The following is a 23,119-nucleotide window of genomic DNA, read 5'->3' on the forward strand; positions in this document are numbered from 1 at the left end:
GGTTTCGTTCGGAGAACTGACAGCCCTTCCGCGCCGCCCTCGGGCGGTCTTGACTCGAAACGAGGGGGTCGAAGCGAGAGAGCGGGCCGACGGCGGAACCGGATCCCGTTCCCGCTCGGGCCGTCCGTCTGGGCCGGGCTCAGTCGACGATGATGTCGTCGTCGGGCGTCACGGTCCGTTCGGCTGGCTGCATCTCACGCTGGTAGCGGTCGATCCAGTTCGCGAAGCACTCGGGACAGAGCCGCTGGGCGTCTATCTGGGTCCTGTCGACTGCGAGCTGGACCGTCCGCGACAGGGCATCGGACACCGCCTCCCCACAGCTATCGCACGCGTCGTCGGTCATGTCCCACGCGTCGCGTTCGATTGATAAAGTCGTTGAGGTCGCATCAGTGAGATATGAGTGTCGAGCAGGGGTAGTCCGCCGTGTCGCTGGGCGAGGGGTCGAGCCGAGCAGGTCACGAATCACGGTAGAACTGAAGACAGCGCCACTGCTTACGGCTCGCCGAGGCTCGCCGTTCGTCATCCTTGGCGAGAGCAAGCTCTCACTGGCCTTCGTTCACACGTTCGCGAAGACCTCACGCGGCGTCGACGGCGGCCACTCGCGGGACTCGTGACTGCCGTCAGCGCGCGCCAGAATGGTCGTCGAGAGACGGTCGCAGAAACGGTCGGTTCGAGCCTTACGTCGTGCGGAAAGCGCGGTCGCCGGCGTCGCCGAGACCGGGGACGATGAAGCCCTCGTCGTTGAGGTGGTCGTCGATGGAGACCGTGAGCAGGTCGGCGTCGGGGACCTGCTCGCCGACGTGGAGGAGTCCCTCGGGGGCGCTGACGGCAGAGAGGACGAACAGGTGCTCCGGGTCGGGCGCCTGCTCCTGGACGTGCTCAAGGACGGCGGCCATCGTCGAGCCGGTCGCGAGCATCGGGTCGGCGACGATGACGGTGTCCTCCTCGTGGATTTCGGGCAGTTTCACGTAGTCGATGGTGATGGGGAACTGGCCGTCCTCGTTGCGGCCGGCCTCCTCGTCACGCGAGGCGGAGATGACGCCCTGGCGGGCGCGCGGGAACGCCTTCAGCAGACCCTCGACGAACGGGGTCGCGGCGCGCAGCACGTTGATGATGACGACGTCGTCGAGGCCCTTGACGCGCTCGCCCATCGTCTTCTCGAGCGGCGTCTCGATCTCGACGTACTCGGTGTCCATCCGGCCGTCGATGATCTCGTAGCCACAGATACGGCCGAGTTTGACCAGGCCCTTCCGGAAGGCGACCTGTTCGGTCTCGACGCTTCGGAGCTTCGACAGTGTGTCCTTGGCGAGCGCGTGCGTGATGAGGTACGCGTCTCCCCGGTCTTCGATGGTCATACGACAAACGCCGCTTCCCGTGCAATAGAAAGTACCGGTCCTTGGCGACCGTGAGACCCCCTCTCTGGGCCGGGCAGGCCCGATGAGGTGGCGACGGGCGGCGTCACCGACCCCCACTGCTTTGCCCTCCCGGTTCCTGGGTCCCGACGATGGCCGAGGTTTCCGTCTCCCGTCGACTCGCCGCGTCCCGCCCGACCGTCGCCCGAGAACTCGACCCCCGAACGATCGTCGAACTGGAGGGCACGTTCGAGGTCGCGGACGTAACCGAGACGGACGACGGCTGGCTGGTCGAGGCGACCGCCCCGGGGATGCGTGCCGAGTTCGCGGTCCGGGAGTTCGAGGAGGGCGACCGGTCGGGCTACGTCTACGAGCAGGTCGGCGAGCGTGGGCCGTTCGCCGCGATGCGGACCCGGCTCTCGCTGGAACCCGCGTCGGATGGAACCACCGTGACGGCCGAGTCGACGGTCGACCTCGGCCTCCCCGCGAAGGTCGTGACCGACCGTATCGCGGGCTGGAAACGTCGCGGAGAACTCAGACGGGTGCTCGACGGCCTGGAATCGGCCGTCGCGTAGGACGCCGGCTACGACCGACCCTGGCTGTGCAGCCGCTGTGCACGACCGGGCAGGGATTTACGTACCGGTCCGGAAACGGAGAGATATGGGAATCCTTGGCACGGTTCGGGAGATACTTGAAGCGTCCACCCAGTCGACCAGCCGCGGTGACACCGCGACGCAGTCGAAGGGTGCCTACTGGTGCGACGACTGTTCGGAGCGTATCCTGGATACCGAAGTCGAGGGCGACGAGCCGCCGAGCTGTCCGGAATGCGGCGGCGAGATGAGCTTCGAACGGTCGCCCGGGTCGACCGGTTGCGCCTGCTGAGGGGGGCGTCCGTCCTTGCGGGGCGACCTACCGCGTCGCCAGATGCGTGATGATCATCATGAGCCCGGTGAACACGACGAACCGGTCGAGCGTGAACGCCGTGACGCCGACGAACTCCGAGCCCCAGAGGACGACCGCCGCGAACGTCGCCGAGAGGACGAGGTTCATCACCAGCAGCACCCGTGGGTCACCCTGCGATGCCATGGTCCGAACGATGAGCCGGGGTCACTTAGTTCCCGCGCGGATGGGGCGGGCTTTACGGAGTTCGAACCGTACTAGCGCGTATGCGATTCACGAACCGCTCGGGGACCCCCGTCGACCCCGTGCCGTTCTTCGTCGTCTGCGCCAGTGCGGTCGTCGTGCTCTTCTCCTTCGGCCCGGTCTATCTGCTCGCGCTCGATCTGGCGCTCGACGCGGCCATCGGCATCTGTACCCTCGTCTTCGCCGGTATCGTCGGTGCGGCGTACCATCAGCTCGTCTGGCACAGTCGGCCCGAACACCGGGGGGAGATTCCGGCGTCGCTCCGGCTCCAGCGGCTGTTCTACGTCGTCCTGACGGGGATGGCACTGCTCGCACTCCTCTCGCTGCCGCTCTTGCTACGCTGACGTCGGTTCCGGGGGCGGACTCGTATCGAACCGGGATTTAAGACCCGTCACGCCTTGTGGGAACACATGACACTGGTAGCGCGCATCGCTGCGTTCCGAGAGTGGCTGGAAGAGGTGGTCCACGGGCTGTACCACGGCATGTTCGAACACCCGGCGTTCGAGAAGATAGAGCACGAGGCCGAGGACCAGGAGGACGCGTTCTTCTTCGCGTGCTTCGCCGACGCCTTCGGCATCCCGAGTCCGGTGTCGTACTACACTGCGGAGCTGCTCCCCTACCTCGCCGAGGAGTTCGAACAGTGGGAACGGCGGATGTGGGACCGGGGCACCCTGCTCGAACGAAAGGGCGAACAGTACCACTTCCACTGACTATGGAGAAATTCGTCTTCTTCGGTGGGAAAGGCGGCGTCGGTAAGACGACCGTCTCCTGTGCGTACGGCCTGAAATGTGCGAACGCTGGGCTCGACACGCTCGTCGTCTCGACGGACCCCGCTCACAGCACCTCCGACGTGTTCGACCAGCCCTTCGACGACGAACCGGAACCGGTCGACGGCATCGACCACCTCTGGGCGATGGAGCTCGACCCCGACGAGGAGGTCGAGCGCCACCTCATGGAGACCAAACGCGCAATGGGTGACCAGGTGAGTCCGGCCATCGTCAACGACATCAACCGGCAGATAGAGCTGGCACACAAGACCCCTGGCGCGTACGAGGCCGCGCTGTTCGACCGGTTCATCGACGTGATGCGGAACAGCGACCGGTTCGACCGCGTCGTCTTCGACACCTCACCCACCGGTGGAACCCTGCGACTGCTCTCACTCCCCGACTTCCTCGAGGACTGGATCGACCGCCTCATCGACAAGCGCGCCAAGAGCATCGACCTGTTCGAGAAGGCAGCCATCGGCGAACGAGAGGCTCGGCGGAAGGCCGAGAGCGACCCGATAATCGCCCGGCTGACCGAGCGAAAGGAGATGTTCGAGTTCGCCGGCGAGGCGCTGCGCGAGGACGCCCAGTTCTATCTCGTGCTCAATCCCGACGAGCTGTCCATCCGCGAGACGGACCGGGCCGTCTCGCAGCTCACGGAGTACGGACTGTCCGTCGCGGGCCTGGTCGTCAACAAGGTGACCCCGGAGCCGGACGACGACGAGACCGGACGGGGTGCGCGCTACCTCCGCGACCGCTGTGCGACCGAACGAGAGCGCATCGAGACCGTCAAGACGCGGTTCGACGAGCCCATCGTCGCCCAGATAGCGTCCCGAGTATCGGAGGTGAAGGGCGACCTGCTCACCACGGTCGCCGCCGAGCTCGACATCGCGGTCGACTCCCAGCGCGTCGACGGTACTACCTGACCAGCGTCGCCTGTTTCCCTCATCCGTCGCTTGGCGCACGCACAGCCGGCGAGAGTACGCACAGCCGACGGGAGCGACCGCCGCCGACTTGGAGTACCCGCCACCGCCGAGAGCACCGTGTCGGGGGAGGACGACGTGGTCTCTATTTTTCGTTGTAGAGCCGGGTTACTGTCCATATCTCTAAACAAGTTTTAAACGGTAGTTTGTCATGCATTAGCGTGAGGTAACTCAACATGGTACAGGCGATATGGTTGGTCGTCTCCGTACTGTTCACGTTCAGCGTGGGATACATCGGGTACAGCAAGTATCTATCCCGTTTCGTGGGGCTGGACGACAGTCGGGAGACACCAGCGCACAAGTACGAGGACGGACAGGAGTACGTGCCGGCGAAGAAGCCGGTACTACTGGGGCATCACTATTCGAGTATCGCGGGCGGAGCGCCTATCGTCGGACCCATCACGGCAGCGGTCTGGTGGGGATGGGTCCCTGCATTCCTGTGGATCGCCATCGGCAACCCACTTTTCGGCGCGGTGCACGACTTCATGTCGCTGAGCACCAGCATCCGTCACGACGGGAAGTCCATCGGGTACATCATCGGCGAGTACGTGGGCGAACGCGGCAAGGACATGATCCTGTGGTTCGCGTTCCTTACCATCGTCCTCGTCATCGCGGTGTTCGCACTGGTCGTCGCGCTGGTCTTCACGGCGTACCCGCAGGCGGCGACGGCGAGTCTGGTGTACATCGCGCTCGCACTGGTGTTCGGGGTGTACCTCTACCAGCTCGACCTGCCGTTCGTGCCCGGGGCGGTCGCATTCATCGCGGCCGTCTTCGGTGGTATCTTCGTCGGGGTGGAGTTCCCGATCGCACTCACCCCCGGTGCGGGGCCGTTCGCACCGTATCCGGAGGGAACCATCGTCCTGCTGTCCGGGACGCCGCTTCCGGCCGTACTCGGCAGCACGAACATCGCGATGTGGATTCCGGTCGTCATCGCGTACGGCTTCGTCGCCAGCGTCCTGCCGGTCTGGGTCCTGCTCCAGCCGCGTGACTTCCTGACGTCGAACCTGCTGTACGTCGGCGTCGGCGGCACGCTGCTCGCGGTCATCGTCGGGACCTTCACCGGTGCCGGGCAGACGCTGGCCATCAAGCTCCCCGCGTTCAAGGGCTTCATGGGTGACCCCGAACTCGCGGCGGCACCCCTGTTCCCGCTGCTGTTCGTCACCATCGCCTGCGGAACCATCAGCGGGTTCCACTCGCTGGTCTCGTCGGGGACCACGGCGAAGCAGCTCGACAAGGAGTCGGACGCGCGGATGATCGGCTACGGCGGGATGCTCGGCGAGGGCCTGCTCGCCTCCGTCGCGCTCGTGACCGTCGCCGTCTACGCGAACATCCCGACCGGGAGCGGTATCGGTCTCGCACTCCCGAACTTCGCGACCGGCGGCGGCATCATCCTGAACGCCGCGTTCGGCATCAACGAGACGCTGGCCGCCGCGTTCATGGGCCTCGTGCTCGTGAGCTTCCTGCTGACCAGCACCGACACGGCCGTCCGGCTGGGCCGGTACATGATGGAGGAGCTCATCGGCACGCCCGAGACGACGCTCCAGAGCTACGGCGCGAACAAGTACGCGACGGCAGCCATCCAGTGCGTGCCTGCGTACGTCCTCGTCGCGAGTGGCCGGTGGGCCGACCTCTGGCCGCTGTTCGGCGGCGCGAACCAGACGCTCGCCGCACTCGCGCTGCTCATCGCCACCATCTGGCTGGCCAACTGGGACGAGAGCAAGCAGCTGCTCAGTACGGGCGTCCCGATGGCCATCATGTTCACCGTGACGACCACGGCGCTACTCTACCTGGCCTTCTGGCAGAACCTCTACCAGAAGTTCGTGCTGGGGAACTGGGGCCCCGACGTCACCGAGCCGACGACGATAATGCAGGTGGCCGCGGCAGTACAGATACTCATCGCACTGGTACTGGTCTACCTCGCCCTGTCGCTCCTCCGGATGGGCTACACGCACATCCAGGAGGCGAAGGGGACGGGGACCGTCGCCACGGACGGTGGGGAGGTGGCCGGCGAGGAGTGAGGCCTCAGCCGAAGAGACCACGGACTCGGTCGACGAGACCGGTTCGCCCGGCCTCGACCGAGTCCCACAGCTGAAACGCGCGCCAGACGTCCGCTTTCTCACTCGCGACAACTCGCTCACGTTCGGGAGCGACGACCACGAGATTGACCTCGTAATGACCCTTGAAGCCGTGTTTGAGCAGCGTCCGGTCGCGGAAGCCCGAGACGAACGACGCCACCTCGTCGGCTATCTCGGGAACGACGCAGACGAAGGTGAACTGCGTCTCGAAGTGGTGGTCGTCGAGCGTTATCCAGTCGTCGGAGAGCTCGTGGCCGAGCGCGACCAGTTCCTCGAGGTCCGCGGTGGTGACCTCGTCTCGCCGGTCGACGAACAGATGCTCTGTCGACTCGTGGTAGCCGTACCGCAGGGCGGCGATGAAGAACTGCTTCTGGTTCTTGATGAGCATCTTGCCGTAGAGCGGGAACGTCCGTCCCGCGACCTCGCGGTCCTTCTCGAGGTCGTAGTTGAACATCAGCCGGTCGGAGACACGGTCGAGGTACTCGTCCTCCCAGTCGGGAACGTTCGCGGTTCCGTCCGCACCGTCTGCCTGGCCCGTCTCGGCCAGTTCCCGGTCCGCCCGAGCTTCGTCCTCACGCATCGTCTGGATCGTACGCGTGGGCGTCGTCGACCACCGGTGCACCGACCGCGAGCAAGCAGACCGGTTCGTCGGCGTCGGCGGGGTTGTAGGCCCGGTGGGGACTGTCCGGCTCGGCGACGAACACCTCGTCCGACTCGACCGTGTACTCGCCCTCCGGCGTCTCGACGGCGAGGGTCCCGTCGAGGACGTAGAACAGTTCCTCCTGCTCGTCGTGGACGTGGTAGACGAACGGGACCTGTTCGCCCGGGTCGACCTCGTACCGGTTGAACGCGACGTTCGCGAGGTCCGCGGCGCCGCTTATGCTTCGCTGTGTAGACGGCCTGTCGGGCGTCTCATCTATCGAATCCACCTCGATGTGCTGGTACCCCATACCCCCGGTGACGGAACCGACCGACAAGAAACCACTGTCGTGTGGTCACATGGAGCGAAGGTTTTTGGTAACAGACGGTCGTGCAGTGAGACACGTATGGGAACGAACGACGACGTCGAACAGTGCGGTCGATGTACCATGAGTTCGGTCGTCGAGACGACCGGCGGCGAGCACGGGAAGAACCCGTTCGACGGCGACCGCATCGAGCTCGACGACGACGAGCTGCGGTCGGTCAACGGACACGTCGTCGCACTCGGCCGGCTCAAGAACCGGCTGAACGACTGGGCGCGGCGTCTAACCTACGGTCGCTGACCGGTCCGGTCCGTCCGGCGAAGTCGTTTCTCACTTCTGTCCATCTGACACACGGACGGCGGCCTCCGTGTCGGCACCGTGTGCCCCGTGACCGTCAGCCGTACCCGAGACACATCGCTGGAAGCTTTATCACGGACGCTGGCCTACGGACCAGCAACCGATGGAAGAGAGCATCTCCGGGTTCAAGGTGCGTGGAACGTGGCCCGAGATCGTCGAACACGGCGAGAGAGTGACACGCGCCCTCCGGGACCTCGACGCGAACGACGGCGAGTACGCCGACGCGTTCGAGGCGTGGAACGAGTGGCGGCCGAAGGCCACCGACCGACTCGACGAGGACGTCTCGGAGAAGACCGCCGCCCAGGCGAGCGTGAAGGAGGGCGAGGGCGAGAAGGCCGGTAAGAGACCGAACGAGGACGTACAGACCGCTGGGGAGAAGATATCCGAATCTTACGAACGGCTCGAAGAGGGCGACACGAACGACGCCGTCAGCAAGTGGAACGAGTCCATCGAGTACGTGGCTCGCGCGGCCGACTCCGCCGGGCGGAAGGCGCTCAGGAAGGTCGAGAGTACGGTCTACCAGCGCGTGATGACACAGCTCGCACCCTATTACTTCGACAACGCGCTCGTCTCCGCCAACATCCAACAGACCGGCGGCGACGAGGACCGGTTCATCTTCGAGGTCAACGTCAACGACGACCACCTCAAGAGCGAGGTCGCCGACCGGCTCTACGAGTACGAGGACACGGTCGACCGCTGGCACGTCGACACCGAGAAGGAGACCGCGGAGGTCGAAGCCGTAGAGGGCGTCGAGCCCCCCCAGTCCGACGACCGCGCGAAACACACCACGAACTGAGACGGTGCACGGACTGGGACGGCGGGGTGACACCGTCGGTCCCCTCTTTCGCTTCTCGAGACGATACCGACTTATAGCCGCCCGTCGACCGTCCGACAATGCTCGACGCCGCGACGATAGCGACGTTCGTCGTCGCCGGACTGGCCAGTCTATTCATGGCGTGGTCCATCGGGGCCGGGTCTTCAGGCTCCACACCGTTCGCCCCTGCAGTCGGTGCGAACGCGATATCCGTCATGCGCGCTGGGTTCGTCGTCGGAATCCTCGGCTTCGCGGGTGCAGTGTTGCAGGGGCAGGGAGTCGCCGAAGCGGTCGGCGAACAGCTCGTTCGGTTCCCCGCTGGCGGCGGCCTGACCGCTATCGCAGCGACCGTCGGCCTGCTCATCGCTGGAGTCCTCGTCGCGGTCGGCATCTTCGCCGGCTATCCCATCGCGACCGCGTTCACCGTTACCGGTGCGGTCGTCGGTGTCGGACTGGCGATGGGCGGCCAGCCCGCCTACGAGAAGTACCAGGTCATCGTGGCGATGTGGGTTGCCGTCCCGTTCGTCGGTGGCGGAGCCGCGTACGCGGTCGCTCGACTGCTCCGGGCGGAACGCGTCAGTGAGCGCATCGCGGTCCCGATACTGGCCGGCGTCGTCGGCGTCATCGTGGCGAACGTGGGCTTCGTCCTGCTGGGTCCCTCCCCCGAGGTGAGCTGGTCTATCGCCCGCACGCTCGCACACTCGCTCCCCGGTCCGACGGTCCCCGTGACGGTCGCCGTCTCGGTCGCCATCGGCGCCCTCTGCGCTGTGGTACTGGCTCGCGACATGGCCCGCGACGAGAACGCAGGCCAGCGGCACTTCCTGCTCGTCCTCGGCGGACTGGTTGCGTTCTCTGCCGGCGGCAGCCAGGTCGGCCTCGCCGTCGGCCCACTCGCTCCCCTGCTCTCGGACTACGCGGTCCCCGCGATTGCGATCCTCGTCGGTGGCGGGCTCGGTCTGCTGGCCGGCTCGTGGACGGGCGCACCCCGGATGATCAAGGCGCTCTCGCAGGACTACTCGTCGCTCGGGCCCCGGCGGTCCATCGCCGCACTCATCCCGAGCTTCGCCATCGCCCAGACCGCGATCTTCGTCGGCGTCCCCATCTCGTTCAACGAGATAATCGTCAGTGCCATCATCGGCAGCGGGTACGCCGCCGGTGGAGCTGGAGTCAGCCGGAAGAAGATGGTCTACACCGTCCTCGCGTGGGCCGGATCGCTCGCGCTCGCGTTCGTGGTCAGCTACCTCGGCTACCTCGCGGTCGCCGCGATTCTCTGACCCGGCGACAGAGTCGTGATAGCCACCACCCCTTGTAGACGTTGGGCTATCATGGTCTGCTTCTATCTGTCTAACAACTAATTCACGCATGAGATGGTTACCAGGTCGAATTTCCAGTGGCCGTACAGTGAGGAGATCCCCGACAGGCACCGTCATCGGCGGGCCTCATGACAGTCTCGATCGCTGTAACAGTCCCCGTCGAGAGCGTCATTCCAGGACACAACAGATTCGTCGAACCCGAGCAATCCGCCGAGTTCGAGCGGGTCGTCTCCTGCGGCCCCGGTGAGATGACGACCCTCTGGGTGAGCGGCCCCGAGCACTCCCGTGTCCCAGAGCCACTGGAGGCGCATCCCGGCATCGAGCGAGTCACGAGCCTCGAACAGTACGAGGACAGCAGCCTCTACGAACTATCGTTCTCGGAAACGAGCGGTCCGGTCGCGCTCGCGATCAAGGAGACCGCCGTGCAGGTCCTCCGCTCGGAGACCGTCGATGAATCCCTGCTGCTCACGCTCCGATTCCGGTCCCACGAGGACCTGGAGGAGTTCATCCAGACGCTCAGGGAGGACTCGATCGCGTTCGAACTCGCATGGAAGGGTGACAGCGAGATCACACAGGACGGCGGAGTGGACCGTCTGACCCAGCGACAGCGCCGGACGCTCTGGCTGGCGTACGAACGAGGTTACTTCGACATCCCGCGACGGGCGACACTCGCAGAGCTCGCGGACGAGCTCGACGTATCGAGTCAGGCCGTGTCGGAACGCCTTCGACGAGCACTGAAAGGACATCTCGCGGGAACGCTGTCGAAGAACTAGTTACTCGCTCGAGGGGACCTCGTTCGTCTCGGGCTCTGCTGCGTCGCCCTCTTCGGACTCCGAGGCCGATTCGAGCCGGGTGAGCCGCGCTTTCATGATTCGGGTGTTCTCGACCTGTTCGACGGTGATACGGATGTCACCGTAGGTCAGCTCCTCGCCCTCCTCGACGAGCCGTCCCGCCCGGTTGAAGATGAAGCCTGCGATGGTCTCGAACTCCTCGCCCTCGGGCAGGTCGATGTCCATCGCCTCGTTGACGTCCTCGATGTTGACCTCGCCGCGGACGATGTAGGTCTCGCCGTCGACGGCCTCGATGGGCTCTTCCTCCTCGGCTTCGAGAATTTCGCCCACGATCTCTTCGATCATGTCCTCCATCGTCACCAGCCCCTCAGTCGTCCCGAACTCGTCGATGACGATGACCAGGTGCATCCGGTTCTCGCGCATCTCCGCCATCAGCTCGTCGACGTTCTTCGACTCGGGGACGTGCAGCGTCGGCTGGATGAGGTCCGCGAGGTCGATGTCGTCGGGTTCGGTCACGCCGTAGTTCAGGTCCCGGACGAGGTCCCGGATGTGGACGACCCCGATGACGTTGTCCAAGCTCCCCTCGTAGACGGGGATTCGTGCGTGGCCGGACTGGATGCACTTCTGGATGGCCTCGTCGATGTCGGCGTCCTTCGGGACGGCCTCCATGTCCAGCCGCGGCGTCATGACCTCCTTCGCGATGGTGTTGTTGAAGCGGAAGATGCGCTGGAGCATCTCGCGCTCTTCCTCTTCGATGACGCCCTCGCGCTCGCCGGTCTCGATCATGTCCTGTATCTCGTCCCGCGTGACGTACGAGGTCTCGATGGCCGAGCGACCACCGGTGACCTTGTTCACGATGCGGGTGAGGTAGTCGAACAGGACGATGAGCGGCAGGAGGACGTACTCGGAGACCTTCAGCGGGCGTGCGATGCGCAACGCCCACGATTCGGTGTTCTCGACGGCGTAGCTCTTCGGGGCGCTCTCGCCGAACAGGAGCACGAGCGCCGTGATGCCGAAGGTGGCGGCGGCGACCGCCTGCCCCTGGTCGAGGTACATCGCGAACAGCCCAGTGGCGATGGACGACATCGCGATGTTCACCAGGTTGTTCCCGACCAGGATGGTGACGAGCAGCCGGTGCGGGTCGTTCTTCAACTCTGCAACCGTCTCGGCAGCCGGTGCCCCGTCTTCGACGAGCGAGTCGATACGGTGCTTCGCGAGCGAGAACATCGCGATCTCCGAGGAGGAGAAGAACGCGGATAGACCGATCAAGACCGCTATCGTAAGGACCCCGAGAGAAGCGATGACGTTCCGCGAAAGCTCGAGACCGAGAAGCGAGACGTAGTCACTCTGGAGGACCACGGCCGCAGCACTAGGCAATGAACCCATTCAACACTGACCCTTGGTAGGCCCTACGATTAACTCTTTTCTCTTTCATTGTCGAATCGCACAGAACCCAGCCTGCCGCGAGCAATAGCTTTTCCGCCCGTCCTGCCGAATCGGAACCTATGACAGAGAGCGAACCTGCTATCACGCTGTACCGGTTACAGGCGTGTCCGTTCTGCGAGCGCGTCGTGCGCGTGCTCGACGAGTACGGCCTCGATTACCGGTCGCGCTTCGTCGAACCGATGCACTCGCGCCGGAACGTCGTCAAGCGGGTCTCGGGCAAGCGGACCGTCCCGGCCATCGTCGACGAGCAGACCGGCGTCACGATGTCCGAGAGCGCCAACATCGTCGACTACCTGCACGCCACCTACGGCGAGGGAGGTGTCAACTGATGGAGCTCGAGTTCGACGTCGTCGACCTCGGCGAGACGGACCACGTGGACGAGGGCGACACCGCGCCGGACTTTACGCGCCCGCTGGTGAACGAGGAGTTCTGGGAGGACCGCAGTCTGTCCGAGCTGACCGACGACGGGCACGTCCTGCTCGTCTTCCACACGATGGACGGTGCGTTCCCCTCGACGTACATCTGGAACGAGATTCGCGACCGCGACTGGGGCGAACGGTTCGACGTCCAGGTCGTCGGCCTCTCCATCTCCGACCCGTACGCGCACTCACAGCTCATCCGCGAGCGCGAGATGGAGTACGAGCTGTTCTCCGACCCGGGGAACTGCGTCGCGCGCGAGTACGGCATCGCCCACGACCTCGACGGTATGGCCGGAATATCCGAACCCCGTCCGGCCGTCTTCCTGCTCGACGCCGACCGGACCGTCGAGTACGCCTGGGTCGCCACCGAGTGGCCCGACTTCCCGGACTACGACGTCGTCGAGGAGCATCTTCCCCAGGCCTAAGCATCGCGGGACCCCCTCCAGTTTGGGACAACGGCCAAGAGCAAGACTGGCGTGGGCTGCGATATGGCAACTCGTGCCGAACCCCGCTTCGAGACCCGCGACGACTTCACCGTCGTCGGTCTCTCCATGCGTGCGACCCCGGAGGCGAACTTCAGTGCCCACTGGACCAACTTCGACGCCCGCCAGGAGACGTTCGCTGAACTGACAGACACCAACGAAGCCTTCGGAGTCGAATACGACTTCGACCCCGCAAGCGATTCGTTCACCTATCTCGCCGGCGTCGAGCCAGCGCGCGACGCACCGCTCCCATCGGACGCCGAACAGGTGGACGTCCCCGGTGGCCGGTACGCCGTCTTCACCACCACCCTCGAGGACCTCGACGACGTGATGGACTACGTCTACACCGAGTGGTTCCCGAACACCGAGTTCGAACGCGGCGAGGGCCCAGAGTTCGAGTACTACGGACCGGATTTCGACCCGTCCGACCCCGAGGCGACCTTCGACGTGTACGTCCCCGTTGCGAACTGAGCCCGCCTTCCCGCCTCTCCTCTTCCGAGCACATCCCCGACAGTATCAACCATCAGTACATTTATTAATTACCAATGGAAGTTTTCGTTGGAAACACATGGTGAAACAGACACGGCGTTCGATGCTGAAAGCCGGCGGAACAGCCGTCCTCGGCGCGGTCGGGGCGACGACGCTCTCCGAGACCGCCGCAGCAGACTACGTCGGCCTCCCGGTCTACACGACGGCGGACCTCAGCGTCCGAAGCGGCCCCGGACTCGGCTACAACCGCGTCGCCGTCTCGGAGCAGTACACCGGCGGGTACATCGTCGACGGCCCGGTGTCCAGCGACGGCTACACCTGGTGGAAACTCGACTACTGCGGCGACTCCAACAACGGTCGCGTCACCGGGTGGTCGGTCGAACAGTACCTCGCCAACGCCGACTTCGCCTATCCCGCGACCGGCTACTGTTCCTCGGACTGGTACGACTCGCGGAGCTACGGCTACCACTCCGCCGTCGACATCACCAACGACACCGGAACGCCCATCCTGGCGGCCAGAAGCGGGACCGTCAGCGTCGTCGGCTACGAGTCCGGCGGCTGTGGCAACTACATCAAAGTCGACCACGGCGCGGGCTACACCAGTCTCTACTGCCACCTCTCGTCGGTCTGGGTCAGCGAAGGACAGTCCGTCGGCACCGGCGACCAGATCGGTGAGATGGGCTCGACCGGTAACTCGACCGGCCCCCACGTCCACTTCGCCATCCGCCTGAACGGCGCCGACAAGTACGTCCCCGGCGAAAAGGGAGACGAGATCCAGGAGCTGGCCGGACTCGCGAAGGACTACGACGGCATCGGCTCGTTCTGAGTCGGTTCCGGCGACTCCTCCCGTCCGTCTCACGTCATCACTCCCGGCGACTCGAACTCGCCACCGTTTTTTCCCTGTACATCGAACGCGCAGCCATGCAGGAAGCCGAGATAGCCAGGGCTGGCCGTGCCATCCGCGACGGCAAGCTCGTCGTCTACCCGACCGAGACGGTCTACGGGCTTGGCGCCGACGCGCTCGACGCGGCGGCCGTCGAACGGGTGTTCGAAGCGAAGGGTCGGAGCCGGGACAAACCCGTCTCGCTCGGCGTCCCGACGGTCGAGGACGCCCTCGAACACGTCCGCGCCAGCGACCGCGAGGAACGGTTCATGCGCGAGTTCCTCCCGGGGCCGGTGACCGTCCTCTGCCGGCGACGCGAGCACGTCCCCGACGAGCTGACCGCTGGCCGGGAACGCGTCGGCATCCGGGTGCCGGACCATCCCGTCGCACTCGACCTGCTGCGTGAGGCCGGAACGCCGGTGACAGCGACGAGTGCGAACGTCAGCGGGACACCGAGCGTCACCGACCCCGCCGAACTCGACCCCGAGTTCCTCGACGAGGTCGCCGTCGTGCTCGACGCCGGCGAGACAGACGGGACCGAGAGTACCGTCGTCAACGTCGAGACTGGCGAGATTCTCAGGCGTGGCTCGCTGGCCGACCGTATCGAGGCGTGGCTGACCGAGCACGACTGACTCTACCGGCGGCACGGAGTCGGCGGCCGCCGACTACAGTCCCAGCAGCGTCCGCAGACTCCGGGTCCTCACGCCGCAGTCGCTCGCGTACTCGCAGGACCCACATTTCGACCGATTCCGGAGCCGCGGCGGTGGCCCGTCGATGGCCGCCACAGTACGCATCGCACGGCGGTAGGCCGCCTTCCGCCTGCCGGTGACGTCGACCGACCGGATAACGCCGTAGGCCGGGTATTCGACGAAGGCTCGTTCCACCGGAACCTGTTCCTCCCACGCGAGCGCTTTCGCCGCCGCGACCGCCCAGACGGAATGTGGCTCCCAGACTCCGTTCTCCGGCGGTTTCCCCGGCGAGACCAGCGACGGCTCGGGCGGCCCGGTGAGCACCTTGTGGACGACGCCGCGAACCTCCCGCCCGGTGAGTAGCACCTCCCGACGGTCGGGGTCGCACAGGTCGTCGAACCGGTCGCACCAGTCCCGCGTCTCCCGCAACCGCTCGCGGTACTCCTGCGGCGGGAGTTCGACGGGGAGTTCGCCGAGCATCTCGTCGTCGGCTTCGAGGAGCGTCGGGTACCGGAACGCGAGGGCACGGACCCGGGCGACCGACTCCGGAGGCGACCGCTCGCCCTGTCTCGCGTAGTAGAGCTTTCGCGGGCAGTAGGTGGCGACCCGGAGGTCGCTGAAGGCGAACACGCCGTCTCTGGCCGCGGCTTCCTATTTAAAAGTCGACGTTCGACTCGGGCTCGGTGTCCTCGGTCGCGTCCTGCAGCCCGGTCTTTCGCACGTCCTCGGTCAATCGGCCGGACAGGTCGGCGTCCGACAGGATGGACGCGAACTCGTCGCGGTACCTGTCGTTCGCGGCGCGGGCCTGCTCCCGGGCTGCACGGGCGTCGAGGAACCGCTCGAGCTCGTCCGCCGAGACGTCGAGGTCGGCGGCGAGGGCAGCGGGCGATTCCCCGGCGTCGCGTCGCGCTGCCGCCTCACGCAGGTCGAACGGTGCGTCGAGGTCGGCGTCCCGTAGCAGGTGGCAGTCGAGTCGCGCTCGGAAGACGGTCCCCTCGGTGGCGTCGAGAGTCGCGGAGATCTCGGCGTCGTCCTCCCCCTCGTGGAACGCCCGGACGAGTCGGCAGTACGCCTCGTCGTCGAGGTCCGTCCGGAACTCGTAGCGCTCGCGGAGTTTCGCGACGACGGCGGCGAGTTTCTCACCCACGTCCCCCCGCTCTACGAGCGACCCGCGCGACTCCTCCTGCCGTTCGGTGACGGTCTCCCCGTCCGCCACGTCGACGAATATGTCTCGGAGCTGCTCGGTCTTCTCGTCCATCGTGATAGGGAATGTATGCGAAGGTCCGTATAAAAGGCTGCGGACGGTGGACTGACCACCGAACGGCTCCCGTCGACGCGGCCGGGAGTTCGGAGACTTGGCCCACGTTTGACCTGTCGGCGCGTGGTACGAACGGGGTGACCCCGAACGTATGAGCGCCGACACCGAGCCCACCGGTGCGTCCCTCTCGTACCGGAAGATACTGGAACGCGAGATGGAGAGCGCGCTCAGGGAGATGGAGCGACCGGCGGCCGGCGTGTTCCTCTCGGCGTTCGCCGCGGGACTGAACCTCAGTTTCGGCGCGCTGTTCATGGCGATGGTGTTGACGTTCTCGGGCGGGTTCGCGTCGACGCTGGTGAAACAGACCGCGCTGGCCGGCGTCTCGGCCATCGCGTTCCTGTTCGTCGTCCTCGGCCAGACGGAGCTGTTCACCGCGCACTCGACGATGGCCATCCTCCCGGTGCTCGACGACCGCGCCTCGCTTCGCGACCTCGGCCGCGTCTGGACGGTGACCCTCTCGGGCAACCTGCTCGGCTGTGCCGCGTTCGCCGTGCTCGTCGCCGTACTCGGTCCGGCGATGGGAGTCGTCACGCCCGCAGCCGCCGGGTCACTCGCGTCGGCGCTCCTGCCGTATCCCTGGTGGGTCGTCTGCTGCAGCGGTATCGTCGCCGGCTGGTTGATGGGACTCGTGACGTGGCTCTCGGCGGCGAGTCGGGACACCGTCGGCCGCATCCTGTTCGTCCTGCTGGGGACCGCCGTCATCGGGTTCGGGCCGTTCCACCACAGCATCCTCGGTAGCACGGAGCTCCTGCTCGCCCTCCTGCTCGACCGTGGTGTCGGGCTCGCCGGCTTCGCTCACTTCCTCGGCTGGACGGTGCTCGGCAACGTCGTCGGGGGTGCCGTCTTCGTCGGGCTACTCAACTACGGTCACGCTTCGCTCCCGGGCGAGCAACAGGACGTGACGCTCGAAGGGTAGCTCTCGACGGACCCCGGCTCGGGCGGAGCCCCAGCGCACGCCAGTAACCTGTTCAGGGTCGGGGACGTCTTGCACCGACCGCCGCCCCTGCTGGCGATTCAGACACCTGTCCCACCCGACCGGTAAATTAGCAACTAGTTGCGCATTCTCGCAAGACGGGACCGGGACGCTATATGCGGGTGTAACAAGATTTAAGCCCCAATCGTCCGGGTGATAGACTATGACAGTTCCGCTGCAGACGGGCCCGACGAGGGAGACGTTCTGGCAGATCGGTCACGTGCAGGAGGTGGTCTTCTACTTCTTCGCGCTGATGGCGGTCCTCATCTTCGGCTGGGGGGTGTACCAGCGGTTCGCCCGGTACACCCAGGGGTCGGAGGACTGGTTCGACCGTACCGACGAGCTGGGACGTCGTATCGCCGAGGCGGCGAAGATAGTCGCCTCGAACGAGAAGCAGTTCAACCGCGACCTGTACGGCGGGTTGATGCACACGTTCATCCTGTGGGGGTTCCTGACGCTGCTCATCGGGACGACCATCATCGGCATCGACATCGACCTCTGGCAGAAGCTCCTCGGCAACGAGCCGTTCCTCTCCGGGGCGTTCTACCTCTCGTACTCGCTCGTGATGGACGCGATGGGGCTGCTGTTCGTCGTCGGCGTCGGCATGGCCATCTACCGTCGCTACTGGGTCCGTAACGAACGGCTCTGGGGCAAGCACACCTCCAGGGAGGACGACCTCTTCATCTGGACGCTGTTCCTGCTCGGCGTCGGCGGCTACGCCGTCGAGGGGCTGCGCATCCTCGGGCAGGGTGCCGGCAGCGAGTCGTTCCCCGCCTTCGAGCGCGTCAGCTTCGTCGGCTGGTTCGTCGCCGAAACCTTCCAGGGGATGGGCATCGACCCGACGATGGCGGCGGACATCTACCCCGCGATGTGGTGGAGTCACGCACTGCTCGCGTTCGGCTTCATCGCGCTCATCCCGTACGCGAAGCCGTTCCACATGATCTCGAGCTTCGCGAACGTGGTCGCCCGCGACGAGAAGGCCGGCAAGCGTCTTCCTTCCGTTCCGGCCGCACTCGACGCCGAGACCGGTGCCGAGAGCATCGACCACTTCTCGTGGAAGGAGATACTCGACCAGGACGCCTGTACGAAGTGTGGCCGCTGTTCGTCGGTCTGCCCGGCGAAGGCCTCCGGTCGTCCGCTCGACCCGCGCGACGTGATCCTCGACCTGAAACAGTACCGTGAGAACCTCGACGCGGGTGGTGAGGAGAAAGCAATCGTCGCCGACGGCGGCACGTCGGTCATCCAGGCGGAGACGATGGAGTCCTGCATGTCCTGCATGGCCTGTATGGACGCCTGCCCGGTCGAGATAGAGCACCTCAAGTCGTTCACCCGGATGAACCGCCAGCTGACCGACTCGGGCGAGATTCAGCCCTCGCTGCAGGAGGTCTTCCAGAACGTGATGCAGAAGGGCAACACGTTCGGCGACCCGAACCGCAAGCGCGGCGACTGGACCGAGAAGGTCGACGTCGACGTCCCCGACGCTCGCGAGCAGGAGGTCGAGTACCTCTGGTACGTCGGCGACTATCCGAGCTTCGACGAGCGGAACAAGAAGGTCGCCCGGTCGCTGGCGACCATCCTCGACGCCGCCGACGTCAGCTTCGGTATCCTGTTCGACGACGAGAAGTACGACGGCAACGACATCCGCCGCGTCGGCGAAGAGTTCCTCTACATCGAGCTCGCCGGCCACCACGTCGAGTCCTTCCAGGACTGCGAGTTCGAGAAGATCGTCTGTACCGACCCGCACTCGTACAACACGTTCAAGAACGAGTACCCGGAGGTCGACTTCGAGGAGTTCGCCGACGACCCGATGATGCCGTTCGAGGTCGAGGAGCTGTGGAACACCGACGGCGAGATAGACGTCCTTCACTGGACGCAGGTCGTCGAAGAGCTCGTCCCCAAACTGGGACTCTCCGGCACCGAACTCGACTACACCGTCACCTACCACGACCCGTGCCACCTCGGTCGCTACAACGACGAGTACGAGGCGCCGCGCGAGCTCGTGAAGGCGACGGGCTGTGACCTCCACGAGATGCCGCGCAACCGCGCCAACTCCTTCTGCTGTGGCGGCGGTGGTGGCGGCCTCTGGATGGAACTCGAGGAGGAGACGAAGCCGAGCGAAGAGCGTCTCCGCGAGGCTCTAGAGGACACCGACGCCGGCGCCGAGATAGAGAAGTTCGTCGTCGCCTGCCCGATGTGCATGACGATGTACGAGGACGGCCGCAAGACCGGCGGCTTCGAGGAGGACATCGAAATCGTCGACGTCGCCGAGCTGGTCGTCGAAGCCATCGGCGAGCAGGAGAAAGCGTCGCTGTAACACGGCGACGACACGACGGCGGTCTTCTTCCGTTTCTTCGGTGGAGTGGCTCCGCGCGACGGCTTCGGTCCGAAGCGACCGTACCGTCGATTCCAGCTGCCGTCTCGGAAGAAGTGAACTCGAGACGAACGGACGTGAACGCGAAAACGAGCTACGGGTCTCTCGCACGAAGGGCCTGCGCGACGGCGGTTCCCACACCACGGATAACCGGCGTCGGTCGGCCCGAACCGTCGGGGCCACGTCCCACTGGTGACACCGGCGAGATGCGAGATGGCGGGCGCTCGGCCCCCTCCCGACAGGAACCGGAGGGGTGAGCGCTCTCGGAGACTCAGGCCGTTATCTCGTCTATCTCCTCGAACTCGATGTCGGCGGATTCACCGGGCTCGCCGGACAGTTTCCGTGCTATTGCGGTCGCGGCGACCGAGAGACCCACGAGGACGACGACGGTGGCGAGCTTCGTGCCCGCTCCCGACCCCGACGTCGAGGATTCCGTCTGGACCTCCCGCCCGGTCTCGTCCGGGACGTCGACGCCGCTTTCGCCGCCGAATTTCGCGCCGTCCATGCGGATCTCGAACAATGTGAGTTTCTCGAATGCCATACAACTCAATACGCAGATATAGTATAAATCCGTTGTGAGAGAAGTGCTATCTCGTAGTAACAGCCCCCGAGACGTAGGGTATAGAGCATATAATTCTGTTTCTACAGTTCGCAAATCACGACAGTTGTCCCTCAGTTGACTACTCCCCTCGCGTCTGCCACTCAGCAGCGAGCAGACTGTACAGGTGGACGTCGACGTACTCGCCGTCGACGAACTTCGCGTCGCGCATCACGCCCTCCTCGGTGAAGCCGACCTTCTCCAGCAGGCCGCGCGAGCCATCGGTCCACGAGAGAGCACGGGCCTGGACGCGGTGGACTCGTCGCTGGCCGAAGAGGTGGTCGAGTACGAGCGGGACCGCCTCCGACATCAGTCCCTCGCCGTGGGCGGGTGGGGTGAGCCAATAGGCGACCTCGAACGCGCCCGCGTTCTCGTCGCGAGGCCAGCCGAACAGCACGCCGACGGGTTCGACCTGCTCGCCGGCGGCCTCCGTGACGAACCGGTCGGCGTATCCCGCGTCCTCACCCTCGACGCAGACGAGCAGCTGGAGCCCGTCCCCGTCGTCGTCGCCGTCGTCGACGTGGTCTCGTTGCTGTTCGAGGTTGGACGGGCCGGCCATCGTCATGGGCCGGCGGATGCGCGGGTCGTTCGCGTTGTCGCGGAGGAACTCGGCGTCGTCCTTCTCGACGGTGCGGAGGGTGACGCAGTCGCCAGCGAGGAACAGGGCTCCGGGCATGAAGAGATGTCCACGGGGCGACGGTAAAATCGTTCTGGGGACGTGACAGGAGAGGTCGCAGGCGGTCTCAGAGGAAGCCGAGCTCGATGACCCCGAACGTGAGCAGCGTGAGGAGTATCTCGAACGACAGGGTCCCGACGGCCGACAGCACGACGAACTTGCGGGTGTCCATCTCCGAGAGCCCGGCGGGGACCGTCAGCATCCCACGGGTGAACAACAGCGTGTTGCTCAGGGGGACCGCGAGGACGCCCCACCGGTCGAACCAGGACTCGAAGCGGTCCAGCTGCGAGTCGCTGATTCGGAACCACGGCCGCTCGAGCAGGCGTTCGCGGCCCCAGCGCTTGGCGAGCAGGAACAGGAGCACCTGCCCGATGGTCGCGCCGGCGACCGCCGTGGCGAAGATGAGGGCGTAGACGGTCGGGGTGTCGGGTGCGACGCTGGTCTTCTGGGCGACGATGATGGCGCCCGGCACGAGCGATTCGCTGGGTGCGAAGTAGAGCAACATCGCACCTTCGAGGATGAAGATGGCGAACAGGGCGGCGAGCCAGTACTCCTTCAACAGCACCTCGAAGAAGGCCTCGTCGCGGTTGAGGAACAGCCAGATGCCGGCGACGGCGAAGCCGCCGAACAGGACGAACACGCCGTAGTCCATGGCGAGACGTTTCGTGGACGACCGGGCCTCGTCGGAGAAGACCGACCCGACGGCGAGGGCGAACAGTGCCGCGACCGCGAGCTGTGGGGAGAGCGAGAGGGCGGCTGTCATCACTCCCATCGAACCCGGCAGCGGGCAAAGTTCTTGCGTGATTCGTCCGGGGGACGACAGCTTCCGGGCGTTGAACCCTCGATATCGCGGTATCTGGTGGGCCCAGAGCACAGGCCGACACCCAATGGGTGGAGCGACGGGATTTTGGAACGGGCCGTCGAAGGCCGACCATGACCCTCATCGACCGCCCGCGCCGGCTCCGCGGGGACGGCGTCCGCGGCCTCGTCAGCGAGACCAGTCTCCGACCGACCGACCTCATCGCACCGGTGTTCGTCGACGCGACGACCGATTCTCGAACGACCATCGAGTCGATGCCGGGCCACGAGCGCGTCCCCGTCGACGACGCGGTCGACCGCGTCGAGGAGGTCCTGGAGACGGGCGTCGAGGCCGTCATGCTGTTCGGAATTCCCGAGTCGAAGGACGAAAACGGCTCGCGAGCCTGGGCGACCGACGGCGTCGTCCAGGAGGCGACCCGCCGGATCACGGCCGAGACGGACGCCTACGTCATCACGGACGTCTGCCTGTGCGAGTACACCGAACACGGCCACTGTGGCCTGCTCGAGGAACACGCCCACGAGGACCCTGACCTGACCGTCGACAACGACGCGACCCTCCCACTGCTCGGAGACATCGCCGTCTCGCACGCACGCGCGGGGGCGGACATGGTCGCCCCCTCCGGCATGATGGACGGGATGGTCGGTGCCATCCGCGGGGCGCTCGACGACGACGGTCACACCGACGTGCCCATCATGAGCTACGCGGCGAAGTTCGAGTCCGCCTTCTACGGGCCGTTCCGCGACGCTGCCGACGGTGCACCCTCGTTCGGAAACCGCCGCCACTACCAGATGGACCCGGCGAACCGCCGCGAGGCGATGCGCGAGGTCGAACTCGACGTCGAACAGGGCGCGGACGTGCTGATGGTCAAGCCCGCGCTGCCGTACCTCGACGTCGTCTCGGACGTCCGTCGCGAGTTCGACCATCCCGTCGCCGCCTACAACGTCTCCGGTGAGTACGCGATGCTCCACGCCGCCGCCGAGAAGGGCTGGCTCGACCTGGAGGCGGTCGCGCACGAATCGCTGCTCTCCATCAAGCGGGCCGGCGCGGACCTCATCCTGACGTACTTCGCCGAGGACGTGGCGCGCCAGCTCTGAGCGCGCGCCAGGTTTCGATACCCTCGAATCGCAAGCAGGCGTCGGGGGTCGTGTTCACTCGCTCTCGAGTTCTCGGGACGACCGGGTACGAGACACGTTGACAATCGTCCGGGAATATCGCGTCCAGATGCCCGGTTTCTGGACAGAATACATCCTTAAACAGCATTGATTCGCTTATAATCCGTACGTATGCCCACCCAACAGCATTTATCCAGACGTTTGTCAACACCAACCATTATATAGTAACCGTCCGACGCCATCGACCGGAGAAAACAGTCACAAACATGGTCGATATGAGCGAAAACAT

At 65.4% G+C, this 23,119-nt stretch carries 29 protein-coding genes; 18 read left to right on the forward strand and 11 right to left on the reverse strand.

Features of this window, described 5'->3' with window-relative positions:
* Window positions 1-139: 139 nt before the first annotated feature.
* Together ACSC1Y_RS07875 and upp are read right to left on the reverse strand one after the other, a co-directional pair.
* Entirely contained in the window at window positions 140-343 is a 204-nt protein-coding gene (locus ACSC1Y_RS07875) for a DUF7569 family protein (protein WP_435334207.1), read from the reverse strand.
* A 334-nt stretch (window positions 344-677) separates the two neighbouring features.
* Window positions 678-1,355 (reverse strand): uracil phosphoribosyltransferase, encoded by a 678-nt coding sequence (gene upp, locus ACSC1Y_RS07880; RefSeq protein WP_435334208.1) that lies wholly within the window; start codon window positions 1,353-1,355, stop codon window positions 678-680.
* A gap of 149 nt (window positions 1,356-1,504) precedes the next feature.
* On the opposite strand from upp, the gene ACSC1Y_RS07885 reads away from it, so the two are divergent.
* Entirely contained in the window at window positions 1,505-1,927 is a 423-nt protein-coding gene (locus ACSC1Y_RS07885; protein ID WP_435334209.1) for an SRPBCC family protein, read from the forward strand.
* Between the two features lie 85 nt (window positions 1,928-2,012).
* A complete protein-coding gene (locus ACSC1Y_RS07890) occupies window positions 2,013-2,234 on the forward strand; it encodes a hypothetical protein (protein WP_435334210.1) in 222 nt (73 codons plus the stop codon).
* 27 nt (window positions 2,235-2,261) lie between these two features.
* Here the strand turns inward: ACSC1Y_RS07890 and ACSC1Y_RS07895 are convergent, their stop codons facing one another.
* Window positions 2,262-2,438, reverse strand: coding sequence for a DUF8107 family protein (locus tag ACSC1Y_RS07895; protein ID WP_435334211.1), 177 nt, complete (start codon window positions 2,436-2,438; stop codon window positions 2,262-2,264).
* An 80-nt stretch (window positions 2,439-2,518) separates the two neighbouring features.
* Here ACSC1Y_RS07895 and ACSC1Y_RS07900 point away from each other — a divergent pair, with 80 nt between their 5' ends.
* The 4 genes from ACSC1Y_RS07900 to ACSC1Y_RS07915 all read left to right on the forward strand — a co-directional run bounded on the left by ACSC1Y_RS07900 (window position 2,519) and on the right by ACSC1Y_RS07915 (window position 6,260).
* Complete coding sequence (locus tag ACSC1Y_RS07900) at window positions 2,519-2,839, forward strand: hypothetical protein (RefSeq protein WP_435334212.1); 321 nt, start codon at window positions 2,519-2,521, stop codon at window positions 2,837-2,839.
* A gap of 66 nt (window positions 2,840-2,905) precedes the next feature.
* Entirely contained in the window at window positions 2,906-3,205 is a 300-nt protein-coding gene (locus ACSC1Y_RS07905; RefSeq protein ID WP_435334213.1) for a DUF7990 family protein, read from the forward strand.
* A gap of 2 nt (window positions 3,206-3,207) precedes the next feature.
* Complete coding sequence (locus ACSC1Y_RS07910; RefSeq protein WP_435334215.1) at window positions 3,208-4,185, forward strand: ArsA family ATPase; 978 nt, start codon at window positions 3,208-3,210, stop codon at window positions 4,183-4,185.
* 233 nt (window positions 4,186-4,418) lie between these two features.
* Complete coding sequence (locus tag ACSC1Y_RS07915) at window positions 4,419-6,260, forward strand: carbon starvation CstA family protein (protein WP_435334216.1); 1,842 nt, start codon at window positions 4,419-4,421, stop codon at window positions 6,258-6,260.
* A 4-nt stretch (window positions 6,261-6,264) separates the two neighbouring features.
* Here the strand turns inward: ACSC1Y_RS07915 and ACSC1Y_RS07920 are convergent, their stop codons facing one another.
* Together ACSC1Y_RS07920 and ACSC1Y_RS07925 are read right to left on the reverse strand one after the other, a co-directional pair.
* On the reverse strand, window positions 6,265-6,897 hold the full coding sequence (locus ACSC1Y_RS07920) for a DUF8052 family protein (RefSeq protein ID WP_435334217.1): 633 nt from the start codon (window positions 6,895-6,897) through the stop codon (window positions 6,265-6,267).
* A complete protein-coding gene (locus tag ACSC1Y_RS07925) occupies window positions 6,890-7,267 on the reverse strand; it encodes a cupin domain-containing protein (protein WP_435334218.1) in 378 nt (125 codons plus the stop codon). The genes ACSC1Y_RS07920 and ACSC1Y_RS07925 overlap by 8 nt, the downstream gene beginning before the upstream one ends.
* Before the next feature lie 96 nt (window positions 7,268-7,363).
* Between ACSC1Y_RS07925 and ACSC1Y_RS07930 the strand changes: the two genes are divergently transcribed.
* The 4 genes from ACSC1Y_RS07930 (at window position 7,364) to ACSC1Y_RS07945 (ending at window position 10,536) form a co-directional block, all read left to right on the forward strand.
* The gene (locus ACSC1Y_RS07930; protein ID WP_435334219.1) at window positions 7,364-7,579 is read left to right on the forward strand and encodes a DUF8007 family protein; all 216 of its coding nucleotides are present in this window, start codon (window positions 7,364-7,366) and stop codon (window positions 7,577-7,579) included.
* Window positions 7,580-7,739: 160 nt separating this feature from the next.
* Complete coding sequence (locus ACSC1Y_RS07935) at window positions 7,740-8,432, forward strand: DUF5828 family protein (RefSeq protein ID WP_435334220.1); 693 nt, start codon at window positions 7,740-7,742, stop codon at window positions 8,430-8,432.
* 98 nt (window positions 8,433-8,530) lie between these two features.
* Complete coding sequence (locus tag ACSC1Y_RS07940; protein WP_435334221.1) at window positions 8,531-9,724, forward strand: inorganic phosphate transporter; 1,194 nt, start codon at window positions 8,531-8,533, stop codon at window positions 9,722-9,724.
* 167 nt (window positions 9,725-9,891) lie between these two features.
* Window positions 9,892-10,536 (forward strand): helix-turn-helix domain-containing protein, encoded by a 645-nt coding sequence (locus ACSC1Y_RS07945; protein ID WP_435334222.1) that lies wholly within the window; start codon window positions 9,892-9,894, stop codon window positions 10,534-10,536.
* Here the strand turns inward: ACSC1Y_RS07945 and ACSC1Y_RS07950 are convergent, their stop codons facing one another.
* On the reverse strand, window positions 10,537-11,940 hold the full coding sequence (locus tag ACSC1Y_RS07950) for a hemolysin family protein (protein ID WP_435334224.1): 1,404 nt from the start codon (window positions 11,938-11,940) through the stop codon (window positions 10,537-10,539).
* Window positions 11,941-12,059: 119 nt separating this feature from the next.
* Between ACSC1Y_RS07950 and ACSC1Y_RS07955 the strand changes: the two genes are divergently transcribed.
* The 5 genes from ACSC1Y_RS07955 to ACSC1Y_RS07975 all read left to right on the forward strand — a co-directional run bounded on the left by ACSC1Y_RS07955 (window position 12,060) and on the right by ACSC1Y_RS07975 (window position 14,905).
* Entirely contained in the window at window positions 12,060-12,329 is a 270-nt protein-coding gene (locus tag ACSC1Y_RS07955) for a glutathione S-transferase N-terminal domain-containing protein (RefSeq protein WP_435334225.1), read from the forward strand.
* Window positions 12,329-12,844, forward strand: coding sequence for a redoxin domain-containing protein (locus ACSC1Y_RS07960; protein WP_435334227.1), 516 nt, complete (start codon window positions 12,329-12,331; stop codon window positions 12,842-12,844). Before ACSC1Y_RS07955 ends, ACSC1Y_RS07960 begins: the two co-directional genes overlap by 1 nt.
* A gap of 63 nt (window positions 12,845-12,907) precedes the next feature.
* The gene (locus tag ACSC1Y_RS07965; protein ID WP_435334228.1) at window positions 12,908-13,372 is read left to right on the forward strand and encodes a GyrI-like domain-containing protein; all 465 of its coding nucleotides are present in this window, start codon (window positions 12,908-12,910) and stop codon (window positions 13,370-13,372) included.
* Window positions 13,373-13,469: 97 nt separating this feature from the next.
* Window positions 13,470-14,216 carry a peptidoglycan DD-metalloendopeptidase family protein gene (locus tag ACSC1Y_RS07970; protein ID WP_435334229.1) on the forward strand — a complete coding sequence of 249 codons (747 nt, stop codon included), beginning with the start codon at window positions 13,470-13,472 and terminating at the stop codon, window positions 14,214-14,216.
* A gap of 95 nt (window positions 14,217-14,311) precedes the next feature.
* Window positions 14,312-14,905 carry an L-threonylcarbamoyladenylate synthase gene (locus ACSC1Y_RS07975; protein ID WP_435334230.1) on the forward strand — a complete coding sequence of 198 codons (594 nt, stop codon included), beginning with the start codon at window positions 14,312-14,314 and terminating at the stop codon, window positions 14,903-14,905.
* Window positions 14,906-14,938: 33 nt separating this feature from the next.
* On the opposite strand, the gene ACSC1Y_RS07980 is transcribed toward ACSC1Y_RS07975, so the two are convergent.
* Both ACSC1Y_RS07980 and ACSC1Y_RS07985 read right to left on the reverse strand, forming a co-directional pair.
* Window positions 14,939-15,592 (reverse strand): CRISPR-associated protein Cas4, encoded by a 654-nt coding sequence (locus ACSC1Y_RS07980; protein ID WP_435334231.1) that lies wholly within the window; start codon window positions 15,590-15,592, stop codon window positions 14,939-14,941.
* A 25-nt stretch (window positions 15,593-15,617) separates the two neighbouring features.
* Window positions 15,618-16,220, reverse strand: a complete 603-nt coding sequence (locus tag ACSC1Y_RS07985) for a conditioned medium-induced protein 4 (RefSeq protein ID WP_435334233.1) — start codon at window positions 16,218-16,220, stop codon at window positions 15,618-15,620.
* 151 nt (window positions 16,221-16,371) lie between these two features.
* Between ACSC1Y_RS07985 and ACSC1Y_RS07990 the strand changes: the two genes are divergently transcribed.
* Window positions 16,372-17,196 carry a formate/nitrite transporter family protein gene (locus tag ACSC1Y_RS07990; protein ID WP_435334234.1) on the forward strand — a complete coding sequence of 275 codons (825 nt, stop codon included), beginning with the start codon at window positions 16,372-16,374 and terminating at the stop codon, window positions 17,194-17,196.
* A 220-nt stretch (window positions 17,197-17,416) separates the two neighbouring features.
* A complete protein-coding gene (locus ACSC1Y_RS07995) occupies window positions 17,417-19,567 on the forward strand; it encodes a heterodisulfide reductase-related iron-sulfur binding cluster (RefSeq protein WP_435334235.1) in 2,151 nt (716 codons plus the stop codon).
* A gap of 328 nt (window positions 19,568-19,895) precedes the next feature.
* On the opposite strand, the gene ACSC1Y_RS08000 is transcribed toward ACSC1Y_RS07995, so the two are convergent.
* The 3 genes from ACSC1Y_RS08000 to ACSC1Y_RS08010 form a co-directional block, all read right to left on the reverse strand.
* The gene (locus tag ACSC1Y_RS08000) at window positions 19,896-20,165 is read right to left on the reverse strand and encodes a hypothetical protein (RefSeq protein WP_435334236.1); all 270 of its coding nucleotides are present in this window, start codon (window positions 20,163-20,165) and stop codon (window positions 19,896-19,898) included.
* Between the two features lie 139 nt (window positions 20,166-20,304).
* Window positions 20,305-20,898 carry a GNAT family N-acetyltransferase gene (locus ACSC1Y_RS08005; protein ID WP_435334238.1) on the reverse strand — a complete coding sequence of 198 codons (594 nt, stop codon included), beginning with the start codon at window positions 20,896-20,898 and terminating at the stop codon, window positions 20,305-20,307.
* 67 nt (window positions 20,899-20,965) lie between these two features.
* Window positions 20,966-21,550 (reverse strand): DedA family protein, encoded by a 585-nt coding sequence (locus ACSC1Y_RS08010; RefSeq protein WP_435334652.1) that lies wholly within the window; start codon window positions 21,548-21,550, stop codon window positions 20,966-20,968.
* 281 nt (window positions 21,551-21,831) lie between these two features.
* Here ACSC1Y_RS08010 and hemB point away from each other — a divergent pair, with 281 nt between their 5' ends.
* Window positions 21,832-22,812: a porphobilinogen synthase gene (hemB, locus tag ACSC1Y_RS08015; RefSeq protein WP_435334239.1), complete on the forward strand. Its 981-nt coding sequence runs from the start codon at window positions 21,832-21,834 to the stop codon at window positions 22,810-22,812.
* The last annotated feature ends 307 nt before the right edge of the window (window positions 22,813-23,119 follow it).

It is taken from the genome of Haloarchaeobius lipolyticus (genome assembly GCF_051208015.1).
Taxonomy (GTDB): domain Archaea; phylum Halobacteriota; class Halobacteria; order Halobacteriales; family Natrialbaceae; genus Haloarchaeobius.